This window comes from uncultured Tateyamaria sp., assembly GCF_947503705.1.
GTDB lineage: Bacteria > Pseudomonadota > Alphaproteobacteria > Rhodobacterales > Rhodobacteraceae > Tateyamaria.
Map to the genome: position 1 here is coordinate 179724 of NZ_CANNES010000003.1, position 16113 is coordinate 195836.

The 16113-nt window shown below is 57.8% G+C and carries 19 protein-coding genes; 2 read left to right on the forward strand and 17 right to left on the reverse strand.

The window, feature by feature from the left end; genetic code table 11:
* Positions 1 to 2: 2 nt before the first annotated feature.
* The 12 genes from Q1A44_RS09510 to Q1A44_RS09565 all read right to left on the reverse strand — a co-directional run bounded on the left by Q1A44_RS09510 (position 3) and on the right by Q1A44_RS09565 (position 10831).
* The gene (locus Q1A44_RS09510; RefSeq protein ID WP_299623533.1) at positions 3 to 497 is read right to left on the reverse strand and encodes a prepilin peptidase; all 495 of its coding nucleotides are present in this window, start codon (positions 495 to 497) and stop codon (positions 3 to 5) included.
* Positions 498 to 501: 4 nt separating this feature from the next.
* Entirely contained in the window at positions 502 to 1365 is an 864-nt protein-coding gene (locus Q1A44_RS09515; RefSeq protein WP_299623536.1) for a tetratricopeptide repeat protein, read from the reverse strand.
* Positions 1366 to 1449: 84 nt separating this feature from the next.
* Positions 1450 to 2016, reverse strand: coding sequence for a tetratricopeptide repeat protein (locus Q1A44_RS09520; RefSeq protein WP_299623539.1), 567 nt, complete (start codon positions 2014 to 2016; stop codon positions 1450 to 1452).
* A gap of 56 nt (positions 2017 to 2072) precedes the next feature.
* Entirely contained in the window at positions 2073 to 3044 is a 972-nt protein-coding gene (locus tag Q1A44_RS09525) for a type II secretion system F family protein (protein ID WP_299623542.1), read from the reverse strand.
* Between the two features lie 10 nt (positions 3045 to 3054).
* Positions 3055 to 4020, reverse strand: coding sequence for a type II secretion system F family protein (locus Q1A44_RS09530; protein WP_299623545.1), 966 nt, complete (start codon positions 4018 to 4020; stop codon positions 3055 to 3057).
* Between the two features lie 47 nt (positions 4021 to 4067).
* Positions 4068 to 5495, reverse strand: coding sequence for a CpaF family protein (locus Q1A44_RS09535; RefSeq protein WP_299623548.1), 1428 nt, complete (start codon positions 5493 to 5495; stop codon positions 4068 to 4070).
* 22 nt (positions 5496 to 5517) lie between these two features.
* Entirely contained in the window at positions 5518 to 6756 is a 1239-nt protein-coding gene (locus Q1A44_RS09540; RefSeq protein ID WP_299623551.1) for an AAA family ATPase, read from the reverse strand.
* Positions 6757 to 7001: 245 nt separating this feature from the next.
* Complete coding sequence (locus Q1A44_RS09545) at positions 7002 to 7667, reverse strand: OmpA family protein (protein WP_299623554.1); 666 nt, start codon at positions 7665 to 7667, stop codon at positions 7002 to 7004.
* Positions 7668 to 7677: 10 nt separating this feature from the next.
* Complete coding sequence (locus Q1A44_RS09550) at positions 7678 to 9105, reverse strand: type II and III secretion system protein family protein (RefSeq protein ID WP_299623557.1); 1428 nt, start codon at positions 9103 to 9105, stop codon at positions 7678 to 7680.
* Positions 9106 to 9313: 208 nt separating this feature from the next.
* Entirely contained in the window at positions 9314 to 10171 is an 858-nt protein-coding gene (cpaB, locus tag Q1A44_RS09555) for a Flp pilus assembly protein CpaB (RefSeq protein WP_299623560.1), read from the reverse strand.
* A gap of 200 nt (positions 10172 to 10371) precedes the next feature.
* On the reverse strand, positions 10372 to 10548 hold the full coding sequence (locus tag Q1A44_RS09560) for a hypothetical protein (RefSeq protein WP_299623563.1): 177 nt from the start codon (positions 10546 to 10548) through the stop codon (positions 10372 to 10374).
* Positions 10549 to 10651: 103 nt separating this feature from the next.
* Positions 10652 to 10831 (reverse strand): hypothetical protein, encoded by a 180-nt coding sequence (locus tag Q1A44_RS09565; protein WP_299623566.1) that lies wholly within the window; start codon positions 10829 to 10831, stop codon positions 10652 to 10654.
* A 373-nt stretch (positions 10832 to 11204) separates the two neighbouring features.
* Here Q1A44_RS09565 and Q1A44_RS09570 point away from each other — a divergent pair, with 373 nt between their 5' ends.
* Positions 11205 to 12011: a lytic transglycosylase domain-containing protein gene (locus Q1A44_RS09570; protein WP_299623568.1), complete on the forward strand. Its 807-nt coding sequence runs from the start codon at positions 11205 to 11207 to the stop codon at positions 12009 to 12011.
* 61 nt (positions 12012 to 12072) lie between these two features.
* Here Q1A44_RS09570 and Q1A44_RS09575 read toward each other — a convergent pair whose 3' ends face one another.
* From Q1A44_RS09575 to Q1A44_RS09595, 5 genes are all read right to left on the reverse strand, one after another.
* A complete protein-coding gene (locus Q1A44_RS09575; protein WP_299623571.1) occupies positions 12073 to 12363 on the reverse strand; it encodes a GNAT family N-acetyltransferase in 291 nt (96 codons plus the stop codon).
* Positions 12356 to 12982 (reverse strand): 3-oxoacid CoA-transferase subunit B, encoded by a 627-nt coding sequence (locus Q1A44_RS09580; protein WP_299623574.1) that lies wholly within the window; start codon positions 12980 to 12982, stop codon positions 12356 to 12358. Before Q1A44_RS09580 ends, Q1A44_RS09575 begins: the two co-directional genes overlap by 8 nt.
* 13 nt (positions 12983 to 12995) lie before the next feature.
* On the reverse strand, positions 12996 to 14021 hold the full coding sequence (locus Q1A44_RS09585; protein ID WP_299623577.1) for a PAS domain-containing protein: 1026 nt from the start codon (positions 14019 to 14021) through the stop codon (positions 12996 to 12998).
* 11 nt (positions 14022 to 14032) lie between these two features.
* A complete protein-coding gene (locus Q1A44_RS09590) occupies positions 14033 to 14746 on the reverse strand; it encodes a CoA transferase subunit A (RefSeq protein ID WP_299623580.1) in 714 nt (237 codons plus the stop codon).
* A 159-nt stretch (positions 14747 to 14905) separates the two neighbouring features.
* A complete protein-coding gene (locus tag Q1A44_RS09595) occupies positions 14906 to 15529 on the reverse strand; it encodes an SRPBCC family protein (protein ID WP_299623583.1) in 624 nt (207 codons plus the stop codon).
* 102 nt (positions 15530 to 15631) lie between these two features.
* Between Q1A44_RS09595 and Q1A44_RS09600 the strand changes: the two genes are divergently transcribed.
* Positions 15632 to 16081 carry a MarR family transcriptional regulator gene (locus Q1A44_RS09600; protein ID WP_299623586.1) on the forward strand — a complete coding sequence of 150 codons (450 nt, stop codon included), beginning with the start codon at positions 15632 to 15634 and terminating at the stop codon, positions 16079 to 16081.
* Positions 16082 to 16113: the final 32 nt, after the last annotated feature.

The window sequence follows — 16113 nt, forward strand, 5'->3', positions numbered from 1 at the left end:
AATTATGTCCCGTATGCGGCGGCAAGCATCAGGTAAAGGGCGAGGGTAGGCCCCAGGGCCAGTCCCATGGGGAACTTGCGCCCCTGGTCCCAGCTGTCCCAATCCGGCGCAATGCGGCGCAGGGGCGTGAATTTGGCAATGCGGTGGGCAGCGAAGGCGGCGAGGAGCACGGCCGTAAAGATCACGATCAGCAATTGCAGGTCGCCCAAAGCAATGTAGGGCGCGGCGGCGGCGGCAAACTTTGCGTCACCTGCGCCCATGATGCCTGCCGCATTGGCCACGATGCCCGCCACCAACACGATGCCAAGCTGGGCCAGTTGCCACAGGTATACCTCAAAGGGCAGGACAAGCGGCCCGATCAGGGCAAAGACCAGCGCGATGGCGATCACCGTGCCATTGGCGATGCGCATCGCTTGCAGGTCGGTGAAGGCCACATAAAGGCACAATGGGATCAAAAAAGGCAGGAACCACAGGGCCGCCGTCGCCGAAAAGGCCATCAGATCAACCGTTTGCCACGTTTTCTTCGAGAGCGCGCAGCGAACGGACCGCGGCCTCAAAATGCTGAGGATGGGTGTCGATGGCATCGCGCAAGAGGCCCTTGCCTGTGGACACATCCCCCTGTTTGATCGCCGTCAGGCCCAGAGTGTGCAACAATTGCGCCCGCTCGGTCTGGTCAATTGGAATGACGGGGATGGCATAGTTGCGCTGTGCACCTCGGGCCAGGATTAGGTTGTTCTTGGCGGTAAACAGGGTCGGGTCCTGACGGATCGCATCGCCGAACAAGCGTTCGGCATCCTTGAAATCGCCGCGCGTCAACTTGGAATAGCCCCAGTTGTTCAAAACACCTGCCGGACGAGTTGTCAGGCCCACGGCGGTTTCATAGAAACTGTCGGCCTTCTTCCATTCCTTGTTGCTGTCGGCGATCAGCGCTTCAAGGCGGTAGCGTTTGAAGGTTTCAAAGGTGGGCGGCACCGTGTCCAGTTGCTCTTCGGCCCGGGCCCAATCGCCAGACCGTAGCAAAGCGTCTGCATAGTCCACGCGGTCGTCATTGGTGGCGCCGTCCATCTTGATGACTTTAGCGTAGGCGGGCACGGCTTCGGAAAAGCGCTTGGCGCGAATGAGGCTTTGGGCCAGGCCACGTTGCACGTCGATCCGGTCGGGTTGTTCCTTGGCGGTGCGGTTGAAATAGTTCACCGCCTCGTTGGGGTCAGCAACAGTCAACATCACGTCATTGAGGTTTGTCTCGTCCACGACGTTCACGTCCTGAAACGCACGTTCTACGGTTTCATCCGCATTTTGCTGTGCGCATGCAGACAAAGCCAGCGCGCCTGCCACGGACACGGCCAAAAACATAGGGTGGCGCATGTTTGCGTCCTTTTTCCTGCTCGTTCACGCGAAGCTTTTGTTGCCTCGTCGCATCCTATATCGCACCCTGAGGCGCGTCCTCAATTACAGAGCAGATCGTATCAGAAAGTCACTGCTGCCGCGTCGCACGAGTTTATACTCGGTGTCATTGATCGGTAGGCTAACAGAATTTTCGGATTTTGCGAGAGCCAAGCGCAAATTATCCCGGATAAGTGTGCTTTCTCCGTCATCTAGGGCAAAGGCACGACGAAAAATCTCGATCGCTTCGCCGGTCTGGCCCCGCTCCATCAGCACGACGCCCAGATTGTTGAGGTCTTCGGGATAAGGGTCGTATTCCGTCGTGGCCCGACGCAGAAGCATTTCTGCCTGGTTCAACCGCCCCAGACCCAGATTGGCCGTGCCCAGGCCCGATAAGACTTCGGCGCTGAACCCGCTGTTGAGGGCTGAGCGGTTGAAGGCCTTGATTGCCAATTCGTATTCACCCGCCGCGATCAGGCGGTGACCCACGTCAATGCCGCTGACCGCCTCGCCGCGCGGATCAACGCCTGGGGCAAAGGGGCCGGTCTGCGACGCGTCAATGCCGCCCGATGAACAGGCGGCAAGACATAGTATCAAAAGGGCGGCGGGCAGAGCCCGGATACGCACGCGCATCGTGTCAGTTCTTTCCCGTTGCGCTATGCGCGGTTCCCGGTGTCGCGTTGCGGACGTCAGTTGCCCATATTGCCCAGCTGCGTGATCCCATGCACCGAAGGACCCACAAGGATGATCAACAGCGGCGGCACCGTCAGCATCATAGTGGCAAGCGTCATCTTGGTTGGCAACTTGTTTGCCGCTTCTTCGGCGCGCATCACGCGTTTGTCCCGCATCTCGCCCGCATAGACCCGCAGGGCGTCCGCAATGGAGGTACCAAAGCTGGCCGATTGCACCAGAACGGTAACGAAGGAGGCCACATCCTGCACACCACAGCGTTCAGCCATGTCGTTGAGAACCGTAACCTTGTCCTTGCCCGCCTTCATCTCGTAGCTGACGACCTTGAACTCTTCCGCCAGGGCAGGGAAGGAGGCCTGCAACTCATTGGCGACCCTGGTGATGGATTGGTCCAGCGATTGGCCGGCCTCAACGCAGACCAGCATCATGTCGAGGCTGTCGGGAAAGCCTTGGGTGATCTGTTCCTTGCGCTCCTCGACGCGCCGTGTGATCCAGTATTGCGGCAGGTAATAACCCACGCCACCGGGGCCGACGGTGTACATGATGATCTTTTGCGTGGTCATCCCGTCGGTGCCCACGATGAAATTCACATAGACCACACCCCCCAGAAGGCCCAAAAGCCCCAATATGAACTGCGCCGCATGGAATATCCGCACCGCATCGCGCGACTGATAGCCCGCCTGGCGGAGGGTCAATTGCCGCTTGCTCAGTTCCGCCACGTCCTGTGGTTCGAGAAAGTTCGAGAACTTGTCGAGCTTTTCGTTATGGGCACCCTGGCGCAGGTTCTTTTTGTCGGACCCAGAGATTGCCGTGCCTGCCTTGACGTTCCGCTTGAGCTTGGCCAGCGGGTCTTCGGGCTGGCGGATCATCATGATCGCAACGATGGCAATCATCATGATGCCCAGCACGCCCACGATCACGATGGGCCCAAGGGGGCCAAGCGCGTCGGTGATCAATGTCATAAAATCCATGACGGTCTCCTTACACTTTGATGTTTGTCAGGACGCGCATGACAAAGAGGTTGATGGCCAGAAAGATACCCACGGCGAAACAGGCCGGGATGAAGTAGGGGTGGTCTCGGACCTCGTCGTAGTAGTGCGGATCGCCGATGTTGATCACCACCAGGGCGACGATGGGGAAGGCCGACAGGAACTTGCCTGACCACTTCGCCTCGGCCGTGATCGCCTTGACCCTGCGGAACAAGCGGAAACGAGCGCGGATCACCTTGGCAAGACCGGCGAGGATCTCGGCCAGGTTACCACCTGATTGCTGCTGGATCGTCACGGCAACGGCGAGAAAGCGCAAATCCTGCATGTCGAGCCGTTCGGCCATGTCCTTGAGGGCATCGCCCACATCGCGGCCAAAGGCGCTTTCGTCCGCGATCACCCCGAATTCAGAGGCAAGCGGGTCTTGGACTTCCTTCGCAACAATCTGGATCGCAGAGCTGAAGGGGTGGCCGACCTTGAGCGAGCGGACCATAAGTTCGACCGCGTCGGGCAATTGTTCCTCGATCATGGCCATGCGTTTGCCAGCCTTGGATGACACCCAGAAATAGACCGCCCCGATGCCGATCCCGACCGACAGGAGGGCACGCACAGGCGTGTCTGTCTCGGTGCCGACACTCAGGCCGATAAAGGCCACAACCGACACGCCGCCCATCACCATGATGAGTTGGGTGGGGGTAAAGGCGATGGATGCCTTTTGGGCCTTGTCCGCAAGCAGGGAATAAAGCGGGATAGACCGCGCGCCCATATGCTGCTGCATCTCTTTGCGCAGCTGTTCGAGAACTTCTTCGCGGCGGCCGCCAGCCTTGTTCAGCATTTCAAGACGGCGGTTCACGCGGCTGTTGAGGCTGATGGATTTGCCAAAGGCAACCAAGTACAGGCCCTCGACCAGGACCAGCACGCCGATGAATATTAGGCCGTAGATAATGGGTTCTGCGCTCATTTGTCTTAGTCCTCAAGTCGTGACGCGGTAGGGCATCTCTGGTTCTTTTATTCGGCGGCTACGGGTTCATAGATCGATGATGGCAAGTCATAGCCCCACATACGGAACCGTTCAGCGTAGTGGCTGCGCACGCCGGTGGCGGTGAAATGCCCGATGATCTTATTGTCGGGTGTCAGGCCCACGCGCTGATAGCGGAACACTTCCTGCATGGAGATCACTTCGCCCTCCATCCCGGTGATTTCAGTGATCGAGGTCATGCGGCGCGAGCCGTCCTGCAAACGCGAGGCCTGCACAATCAGGTTCACAGCGCTTGAGATTTGCGAACGCACGGCCTTGAGCGGCATTTCGATGCCTGCCATGGCGATCATATTCTCCAAACGGCTGACGCCGTCGCGGGCCGAGTTGGCGTGGATCGTCGTCATTGAGCCGTCGTGGCCGGTGTTCATGGCCTGGAGCATGTCGATCACTTCCTCGCCGCGGGTCTCACCCACGATGATCCTGTCCGGCCGCATCCGCAGCGCGTTTTTCAAACAGTCGCGCGGCGAAACCTCGCCTTTGCCCTCCACGTTCGGGGGCCGACTTTCCATCCGGCCGACATGGGTTTGTTGCAGCTGAAGTTCGGCCGTGTCTTCGATCGTCAGGATGCGTTCAGAGTTGTCAATGAAGGATGACAGCGCATTGAGCGTGGTCGTTTTGCCCGAACCAGTACCGCCTGAGACGATCACATTCAGGCGCGTGGCCACCGCTGCCTGCAAATAGGCGGCCATTTCCTCTGTAAAAGCGCCGAACTCGACCAGATCGTCGATGCCCAGCTTGTCCTTTTTGAATTTCCGGATGGACACCAGCGACCCATCCACCGCGATGGGCGGTACCATGGCGTTAAAGCGAGAGCCGTCTTTGAGGCGGGCGTCAACGTACGGGTTGCTTTCATCCACCCGGCGTCCCACCGCCGACACGATCTTGTCGATGATGCGCAAGAGGTGGCGTTCATCCTTGAACGTCACGTCGGTCAGTTGCAATTTGCCGGCCCGCTCAACAAAAATCTGTTGCGGGCCGTTGACCAGAATATCGTTGACGCTGTCATCCTTGAGAAGGGTCTCAAGGGGGCCAAGGCCTGTAACTTCGTCATAAAGCTCCTGGTTCAGGGTCGTGCGATCCTCGCGACCCAGAATGATGTTCTTTTCTTCCAACACCTCGCTGGCGATGGAGCTGATCTCCTGGCGCAGATCACTTTCGGATGCGTGTTCCAACGCCGCCAGGTTGAGGTTGTCCAAAAGGGCGCGGTGAAGCTCAAGCTTGATCTCACCCATGCGCTCCTTCTTTTTGCGCTCCTTGTCCATGGGCATGACCGTGGCCGCGCTCATGTTGGACTTGCGCGCCACTTTCGGAGCCGCGTCCGCCTTGGGCAGTTCCGTGACCTTGGCTGCCGGGGCGGCAGCGGGGGCGGGGGCAGTCTTTTTGTACTTGGAGAACATCAAGTGACCTCAGTTTGTTGGATCACGCCGCTTGAGCGTGGTCCGCATTCAATTCATGGATGGACGCTGCCAGCTTGGCGATTTCGCGGCGCAGCGGATTTTTGGTGGCCGATGTGGCCAGGGGCAGGCCGTGGTCCGCACCTTGGGTGATCGGTTTGCCGCCGTCGGGCAATTGCACCTCGATCGAGATGTCCAGGCTTTCAGACAAGCGCTTGACGCGCGCCTTGCCGCCCAGATCGGTGAACTTGGGCGCGCGGTTCAGCACATAGCGCAGCTTTTCCACCGGCAGTTCTTCGGATTGCAACGCCCGCTTGAAACGCAGGGTGTTCTGAGCCGAGCGCATGTCCAGCTCAAGCGTGGTGAAGTAAAGATGCGCCGAAGACAGCACCGTTTCGGTCCACTGCACAAGGGTCGACGGCATGTCGATGATCACATAGTCGAAATGCGCACGGGCCATGTCGACAACACGCTGCACGTCCTCGGGGGTGATCAGATCAAGGGGGATCATGTCGGCCGGGGCCGTCAAAACCTGCAACTTGTCCTCAAAGGTCAGCAAGGACTGGCCAAAGATTTCCTCGTCCATGTTTTCGGTGTCCGACAACATCTCGAACACAGCCTCGCGGCGTCCCAAATCCAGATAGGTGGAGGCTGAGCCGAATTGCAGGTCGAGGTCCAAAAGGCACACATTCGGTGCCTCGGCAGTGTTCAGCAAGGCCAGTTCCCACGCCAGGTTCACGGCCAAAGTGGTGGTGCCGGTCCCGCCAGCAATGCCGTGGCAAACGAAAACCGCGCCCTGTTTGTCGGTGCCTGATTTTAGACGGGCGGTCTGTTCGGCCTCAACCGGTTGCGGATTGGCCGCAGCGCGCAGACGGTCTACGGCTTGCTGCAATTCGCCTTCCGGCAGCGGGTAGGGGACAAATTCGTCCGCCCCCTGCCGCAGCAATTGATGCAGCGAGGCGGGTGTCACATCTTCCGCGATGAGTATGACACGGATACCGTGCGATTTGGCCTGAGTGATGATTTCACCCAACAAAACCAGGTTATCCTCGTCCTCATCGTCGATGGCCAGTGCCACGAATTCCATCGCTTCCGCGTCCGGTTGATTGAAAAAGGCCAGCGCCTCGGCAAAACCAAGGTCACCCCAGGCCTCGCCCAGAGCCTGTTCCATATCCTCGATCAGCAGATCAAAGTTCTGCACATCGCGGCTGATGGTACAGGCCACAATCGGCGCTGTTTCTGGTTGTGGCATTACACTGCTCATTGCCCACTCGTCCTTTATTCCGGGGTTCGGCAGGCAGATCGGGCAAAACATGCGCCCAAATCACTCTGCGGTCACCCAAGCCCGGCACGGTACGGCCGGGCATACGTATCCCATGGAGCGGTTGTCGCAGTTAATTCAGGCGAGATTGGGGCCAAAAAACTCCAATTGTTTGGTATCTTTGAACGGTAAGGGGCGCGGACAGTTGATTGTCCGCGCCCCTCTTAGCCCACGAAATTACGGTTGATTTATTGTTCGGTCCGCAGATCAGCGCCCACGATGCCGGTCAGTTGCGACGGCGCTTCGGCGCTCTTGAGGTAATCGCGATAGATGATCTCGGCATAGCGGCCGTTCAACACACTGGGATGCGATTGCACGAATCCGCTGACCTCGGTGACAGTGCGCCGATTGCGGCGTTCGCGGCCCTGGGTCACGATCAATGGTTGCGTTTCGCCGAAAGAGGCGACCGCTTCGAGCCGCGAACGGCTGATACCCTGGGTCGTTAGATAAGCGACAACGGCGTTGGCACGCGCGAGGCCCAGACGCTTGTTGGCGGAATTTGAACCAACCGCGTCCGTATGGCCATAGACCCGGAACCGAATTTCGGGGAACTGGCGGATCCATTGCGCCTGTTCGCGCAGCGCGTCTTGTGCGCCTGCGTCCAGTTGCGACGAATTGAAGGCGAAATTGACGGTTGTGATCACCTCAGAGGCGAAACGGTTCGCCAGATCAAAGGTATATTGCCGTTCACCTGTCATGATCAGGGTGTTGTTGGCCGTTGCATTGCCGAACTGACCGGTATCCACCAGCGCACCTGCTTCGCGATAGAACTGGGTATAGACCGGATCGCTGGACGGCGCGCACGCACCAAGTGCGATGCAGCCTGCCATTGCGACGGAGATGATCGGTTTCATGACCCAGTCCTTAATCTAACACGTAGCCATATGAGCCGGAGAAGTCCTGTTTGGCAACCTCGCCCGCAGCCCCTTGTTTGGGTGTGCGTGTGCCTGCGGCGGTACGCCCGAACAAAAAGAGGTCTTGCTCAGACGGTGGTTTGATCCTGTCGGTGGGCAAGGCCAGGACGTCACCTTTGACGGGCGACACAAGATGCGCGGTGATGATGATCACCAATTCTGTCTGATTGCGTTGATACGAGGCGCTGCGGAACAGGGCACCGAGGACAGGCACATCACCCAACCAGGGCAATTGCGAGTTGTCATCGTTGAAATCGTCTTGCAACAGACCCGCGATGGCAAAGCTTTCGCCATCCCGCAACTCGACTGTGGTCGAGGTTTCGCGGCGGCTGAAGGCGTCGATCTGGAAGTTGTCAAACTGGAACCCGTTCGTTGGGTCGATGGCCGACACAGCCGCTTCAAGTTCGAGGTTGATCAGGTCCTTGTCCACCACGCGGGGGATAAAGTTCAATTCGATGCCGAAAGGTTTGAATTCAACGGTAATCGTGCCGTTATCCTGGCTGATCGGCACCGGATATTCGCCACCGGCGAGGAACTTTGCTTCCTGGCCGCTCAGAGCCACTAGATTCGGTTCGGCCAGCGTGCGCACAACCCCCTTGGATTCGAGCGCTTCTAGCAACAGACCCACCTGAGTGGAGCCTGCATTAAAGCCAAAGAGCAGGGCGCCAGCGTTTTCGTTATTTGCGGGCACCGCGCCACCCAGCGAATTGGTTATGGCCCCGGAGGTTACATTCGTACCGTTGCCGCCGTTCACGCCCACATCACCATTAAAGAGCGAGCCGCTGAGGGCAAGCGATGAGCTGAGAGATTTGGACACGGTGCGTTGCATCTCGGCGAAACGGACCTTGAGCATGACTTGCTGAATGCCGCCGACGCTCATTAGGTTGGATACGCGCCCCTCGGCATAGCGTTCGGCCAGATCAAGCGCGCGTTGCAGGCGGGCGGTCGAGGAGACGACGCCAGACAGGACAATCCCGTCATTGGCGGTGCGCACTTCAATCTTTTCACCGGGCAGGATCTGCCGCAGGCGTTCCTTGAACTCGGAAATGTCAGAGGCCACGCGCACATTGACGTTTGTAATAAGGCGGCCGTTGGCATCCAAAAGGGTCAGAGTGGTCAGACCCGGGGATTTGCCCAGAACATATATCGTGCGATCCGACAGCGACGAGATATCCGCAATGGCCGGGTTCGCGATGCTCAGTTCGGCAAAGGGTTCGTCACTTTCAACCACGACCGCCCGGTTCATCGGCACGTTCAGGGTAGATTCTGTTGCCTGGCGCACAACGCGCAGGTTTTCGGCCTGCGCTGTCAGGGCGATTGGGCTTACAGCAAGAGACAACCCCAAAAGGGTTGCTTTGAGAATTCCGTCGATTTTCATGTGACCTGCCTTTTTGATCACGCCTCAGTGTCGGGTCTTTTTGCCCGCGATTTTCATCACCATGCGTCAGTTTCGTTTTTTTTGCAAGAATCAATGGGTTCGGGTCTGATTCTTATGTGGATAACGGGCAACAGCACGGCAAACACTTACGGCGCGCCCAAGGGGACGCGCCGTAGTAAGGTGTTGAAATGCGATGGTTTCAGAAGCGTCAGTTGGTGCACGGGATCGGGATTTCGACCACGTCTGCGCCGCGACGTGTCCGGATCGAGCAGGTGCGTTCTTCTTCCACTTCGGCTTTGACCTCCTGACTTGCGATCCCAAGGAGGGTGCGCTGGTCGACTTCGATGGCCGAGGCAATCGTGTCATCCTCAGCACCAACCAGCGACAGGGACAACCGGCCAGTCGATTGGGCCTGAGCCAAGGTCGCGACCTGGCCGGGGGCCACGGCAACGGTGACGGTGCGCGCGATGCTGGCGCCATCCAGATCACCAGCAGCGTTCTGGTCGATGGCAATCAGACGCACACCCGCTTCGATCAGTTTGGTGACTTCGCCGCGGGTCTGGCTCAGCGATTGGTCCACGCGGCCGGTCCAGTAGACATCGACACGGTCGCCAGGGCGCAAAAAGCCCGACACACCAGAGGCCACATCCACCTTGATTGCAAAGGCCCGCATGCCCCGCTCAAGACGGGAGGTCAGCCCTGCCTCTTCGCCGGGGAGAGTGACTTTCACGGCCATGATGGCCTCGTCTTTTTCCATGGCACGCAGGACCACGCGAAGTTCTGTTTCGCCCTCGGCAAACAGGGGGTTGTCTGCGGTGAACGTGCCCTCGGGAATGGCGTTTTCGGGCCAATCCACTTGGCGCACGTCCTCTTCGGTCAGCGCCTCACCATATTTCAACGGGCGTTCGGCCACGTAGACCGGGATCGTAGGCACGATCTTTTCCCGCTGGGCCCGTTCCTTGGCCAGGGCGGTCTGATATTGCCCGATGTAATTCTTCGCCATGTAGACAGCACCACCAGCCAGGGCGATCCCGGCCAATAACACCAATCCGAAAACCATACGCATTTCAGCACCTCTTGGGTTGGGTTCACTTCACCAAAATGGCGGGAACCTCTCGCGACCTATGTGATCGGTGATTGTGGCAATTTGGTGGAAAGGGCGGGGTGGTCGTTGGGCATTTTGGCCCCGCACAATACAACCGTTTCCAACGACAACCGCCCGACGGATGCCGGGCGAGCAGGACGCAAAGGAAATTTGAAAGAAAGTTAGAAATCCCAGCCGGTCATGAAAGCCTCAATACCCGCAGACACGCCAACAGAGCCTTCTACAAGCACAGCGACGATGGCCACGGCCAAGGCGACAACCGCTGCGGTCAGGACAACCCAATCTACGGTGACAGCACCTTTTTCGTCTCGAATAAATTTGTTCGCAAAGCAGAGCATTATGGTTCTCTTTCTTGAGGCACGGGTTACTGGGCACAAAAAAGGGCCGCGTCCGGATGCGGTCGCGGCCCCCTTTGAGCATTACGCTGTAGGTCAGACCAACTTAGTTAGGGTCACGCGCCTGCAGGAATGTGTCGGTGTCGGCGGTCAGTTCTGTCGCACCGGTTTCGATCGAAGTGTAGGCTGCGACGGCCAGGCCAACAACGGCTGCGGTCAGAACAACCCAGTCAACTGTCACGGCGCCGTTTTCGTCTTTGCGGAATTTGTTCAGGAATTTTGTCATTGTAGTGTCCCTCCAAAGGATCAGTGGTTTTGCGTTTCAACCTTGCCGTCTCTGTGGTGCGCCGCTCTCTCTCATTGGCGCTGTCCGACTTGGTATGACGCTATATAGCCGTCTGATTGGGGCACGAATTTGGCGGCAAATTGAGAATATTAAGTTTTGGTGCGAGAAGTTGGGTGATTTTGAGCAAGTGCTAGAAAACAAAAGGTTTTTATCCCGATTTTTTTTCGACAAACCTTAATTTTATGTAAATGAGCCCGCAAATGTGGCGAGATCGCCATGTTCTAAGGGCCTTTGACTGGTTTTGTGGGCCGTTTTTTGCGATAGTTGGCCCGGTAAGCGGTCAAAGAACCGTTCTGGCAGAGTGAGCAGTTGCATGAAATACTTGGTTTTGGCCTGTGCCGTGGCGTTTGGTGTGGCGGGTGCTCCGCTGCGCGCCGATGATCCGCCCCCCTTCAAGGACTTTTCGGCCAAGCGGGTGAAGCCGCCCGAACCTGGTGCGCGCAAACGGATCACGATACAGATTGATCCTGCCGCTGCGCCAAGCGCGCCCGCGGCAGCAGCGAATGTGGGGAACACGGTCGTCGGCCGACCGTCCAGCCGGTATGATTGGTTCTGGTCCGACATCTCGCCCGACATCTCGGATACAGGGCCGGGCCGCCTTGATCTTGCGATGCGCGCGTTGGCCCGTGCAGAACAGCCAGTTCCGGTGCCGCGGTTACAACAGATGCAGGTGTTGGCCCAAGAGCGTGGCATCGACATTCTTAAGGCAACCATTGGCACGGATGTATCCCCGGCTTTGGTTCTGGCCGTCATGATGGTGGAATCAGGTGGTCAAGTGGACGCGGTAAGCGGGGCAGGCGCTCAAGGATTGATGCAATTGATGCCTGACACGGCTACGCGCTTTGGTGTGACGGACAGTCTCGAGGCGGCGCAGAACATCACAGGTGGTGTGAAATACCTCAACTGGCTGATGGGCACCTTCGACCGTGATCCGGTGTTGGTTTTGGCAGGTTATAACGCAGGCGAAGGATCGGTGCGCACGCACCAAGGCGTTCCGCCTTTTGCCGAAACGCGTGATTATGTGCCCAAAGTGCTGGCGGCGTTCCAGATCGCACGAGGTTTGTGTGTAACCCCGCCCGAGCTGATCACTGATGGTTGTGTGTTTCGTGTGATGAACTAGGCGCTGGTCGGAATTTGACACAAATTCCGGGCCGTTTTCCGATAATCGGAAAACGCCAGCGCTAGACGTTAAAGGCATCCGCCCAATCAGGATGGCGCCGCCGCTGTGCGTTTACGAAGGGACAAAGCGGCACGATTTTCCACCCGCCCGCGCGGGCATCCGCCACCAGCCTCTCGACCAGAGCGAGGCCCGCACCTGTACCACGCAACGCGTCTGGTACCCCGGTATGATCTGCAATCCGTGTCTGCGGTGAAAGGATGGAATAGGTCAGGTCCGCCTCGGCGCCATTATGCACCAACACATAGCGGCCCTTGGTCTCGCCTTCTTCATGGCTGATCGTGAATTTAGACAATGGTCGCCTGCGTGGCTGCACGCAGCTCGTCTTCGCTGACACCATCCGCAGTTTCAACAATGCGCAAGCCGCCTTCGACGACATCCAGAACGCCCAGATTTGTGATAATCCGGTCCACAACGCCTTTGCCTGTCAGGGGCAGGGTGCATTCGGTCAACACTTTGCTATCGCCGTGCTTGTTGGTGTGATCCATGACCACCACGACCCGGCCCACGCCGGCGACAAGATCCATAGCGCCACCCATACCCTTGACCAGCTTGCCCGGGATCATCCAATTGGCAAGGTCACCATTCTCGGCCACTTCCATCGCACCCAGGATCGCCATGGCGATCTTGCCGCCCCGGATCATGCCAAAACTTTGCGCGCTGTCGAAATAGGCGGTCTGGGGCAATTCGGTGATCGTCTGTTTGCCCGCGTTGATCAGGTCGGCATCTTCGGTGCCCTCAATCGGGAAAGGTCCCATGCCAAGCATTCCGTTTTCGGATTGCAGAGTAACTTCGATCCCTTCGGGGATATAGTTGGACACCAATGTGGGGATGCCAATGCCAAGATTGACATACCAGCCGTCTTCAAGCTCTTGAGCGGCGCGGGCCGCCATCTGGTTACGATCCCAGGGCATCGGTGTTCCTAACTTACTTGATTAAGGTCGCGCCCGCGGGCACGTCGATGGTGATTATGCTGCCAGCCGCGCCGCGGCCCAGTTGAAGCGTGCCTTCCAAACCCTCGATAAGACCGCTGACGATGCGGCCGCCCATGCTGACCTGGCTAGGCCACTGCATGGTTGTCGGAATACCCACGCCATCGTCGGAAATAACGACACGCAAGCCCCCGCCGCTGAGCTGGGTCACGCGCACCTCAACCAGACCATTTTCCATCCGGTCAAAGGCATGTTCCAGCGCGTTGGTCATCAGTTCAGACACCACGAGACCCACGCGCGAGGCGATTTCGATCGGGACCTCGACGTTTTCAAGTTGCAGGTTCATCCGGACGCCGGGACGGCCATAGATATGGCCGATGGCACAGCATAGGCGCGACAGATAGCTGCCAATGTTGATGCTGTCCTCGTTGGACTGTGTGTCAGACAGCTTCATCTCTTCGTATAGAAGCTGGAGGGTTTCGATCCGACGGGCGAGGGCGGCATATTCCGACGGGCGCGTCGTTTGGCCAGATTGCTGACGGACCATGCCGATGATCATCGACATATCGGCCTCGACCCGGTCCTGAATTTCGGACAGGTGGCGATTGACCTTTTCGATCTCGTCTTCGGGGCGTTCGGTGTTCAACTCTGTCTGAACACCGATGTAATAGAGAAGTTCGCCCTTGTCGTCATTCAAGGGGGCAACGACCAAACGGTTCATGAACGGCTCGCCATTGGCCCGGTAGTTCAGAATATCAACAGAAACGGATTCCTGTTGCTGAATGCCTTCGCGCAGTCGGTCTACGGCGGCCTTGCTGGTGCCATCCCCTTGAAGAAAGCGGCAATTGCGGCCGATCACGGCGCTGCGGGCATAGCCGGTTTGCCGGGTGAACGCCTGATTCACATAGATAATCGGATTGTCTTCCTGATGGGGATCGCTGACCAGTATCGACACCCTGGCACGGCTGAACCCGTCAAAGAACGAATCCTTCATCAGGACACCCTGAAGTGTTTCTGACATCCCCTCCATCCTCAAGCGGCGCGCGTCGTGCGCTGTTCGATGCGCTTTTCGTGCTCGCCCTGGATAAGGCGGTGCACATAAATGCCGGGCAGATGGATGGTGTCGGGGTCGAGGCTACCGGTGGGCACGATTTCTTCGACTTCGGCCACGCAAATCTTGCCGCACATGGCGGCAGGGGGGTTGAAGTTGCGTGCGGTCTTGCGGAACACCAGATTGCCCGTCGCGTCGGCTTTCCACGCTTTGACGATACTTAGATCAGCAAAAAGACCTTCTTCAAGGATATATGTTTCATCCGCGCCATCGGGTCCTGTCGGGAAATCCTTGTGCTCTTTGCCCTCGGCAATAACAGTGCCTACGCCGGTCTTGGTGTAAAAACCGGGGATGCCACAACCGCCAGACCGCATACGCTCGGCCAAGGTGCCTTGTGGGTTGAATTCCAACTCAAGCTCGCCCGACAGATATTGGCGCATGAATTCGGCGTTCTCACCTACATAAGACGAGATCATTTTGCGCACCTGACGCGTTTGCAACAGGATACCGATGCCAAAATCATCCACGCCCGCATTGTTGGATGCAAAGGTCAGATCCTTGGTGCCAGCGTCCTTGATGGCATCCAGCAAGAGTTCCGGAATGCCGCACAGGCCAAAACCACCGGCCGCGATAAACATGCCATCGAACAAAACCCCATCAAGGGCCTCAGCCGCAGAGCCGTAAATCTTCTTCATGAATGTCCCCTAAAGCGCCTTGCCGCGTTTCGCAGTAGTTTACCTTTTTACTTGTATCGGTGGCAAGACAACTTCGATGGTTTGTATGGCGCATTATACTGCCACATCCAGACGGCGGCGCTGTGCGGCGATGCGAGCGCCGCACAACTTCTGGGAAAGCTAGTCAGTATATGCCGCCACCACGCCGGACAGCCCCGCCTCCATAAAGGGGCTGAAGTCGTTTTTGAGAAAACGGTTGATCGCAGGCCGGGCCAGAAACAGATTGGGTTTGATGTTGTAATCCCATGTGACTGTCACGCGATTTCCGTCCTGTGCATAGCGAAATTCGCCCATGATATAGCTGATAACGCGGCCAGCAGGCGCGGTGATATCCCAGATCTGATAGGAGAACCGGTCTTTGGTGTTGGTCAGCACCCGTTCAAGCACACTGTGCCCGCCGGCTAGGTGAACACGGCGCACAGAGCCGACCTGGGGCCAAGTGCCCGACAAATATGTGATGTCTTCAATGGCGGGAATGGCGTCGGTTGGGACAACAAAATCAGTGATTGGATTTCTGTCCAGAAAGGCACGAAAGCCTGTGATTGAACCGGTAAAGGTCCGGGTTTCGGTGTTTGTCAAATAGCGGCCGGGATCAGACAGTTTCGGCGCTTGGCTCACCGTCGCGGCTTTGTGCAGATCATGGGGCGGAAAAACCGACGGAACCACCGGAAACCCGGATGCATGGGCCGGCAGTGCAAAGCTTATTGTCAGAAACAGGGCGGTCAGGACAGGACGCAAGGGCATGAGGGATCTCCATTTGATGCGAAATTCGTACTAAAAGATACGAATATCGTACTAAATGGGATTGCCCCTTGTCAGTTCAAGTCCGGATCGCCAAAAAACCACATGACCAAGGAAAAACACCTGCTGGAATACGTGCATGTCCTGATGCGCGTGATGCTTGTGAGCGAACGGACAGCACCTGAGCATCAGCATGTGATAAAGTTTAATCCATTGGATTTTCACACGCTGGGCCTTCTGCGCGAGGCACCGGGCACCCGAGCATCAGCCGTGGCGGATGCCTTGGGCGTAGTGCCAACAACCGCCAGCAGCGTTATCGCACGACTGGTCAAGCGTGGCTATGTGGCCCGTACCCAAAGCGCGCAAGACCGCCGGGCCTATGATCTGACACTGACCGAAGATGGGATGCGTGTCGCGCAAACGATCCACCAGCAGGATTTGCGCAATATGGGTCTGTTCCTGTCCGCTCTGTCAGAGGTGGATCAGGACAAGCTGATCGAAATTCTGGGGCAGGTCGTCAGCCGCGTCGCAGACTTGGAAGGGCGCGCGACCTAGTCGCGCCCTTCAAAAGACCTGGCAACGATGCA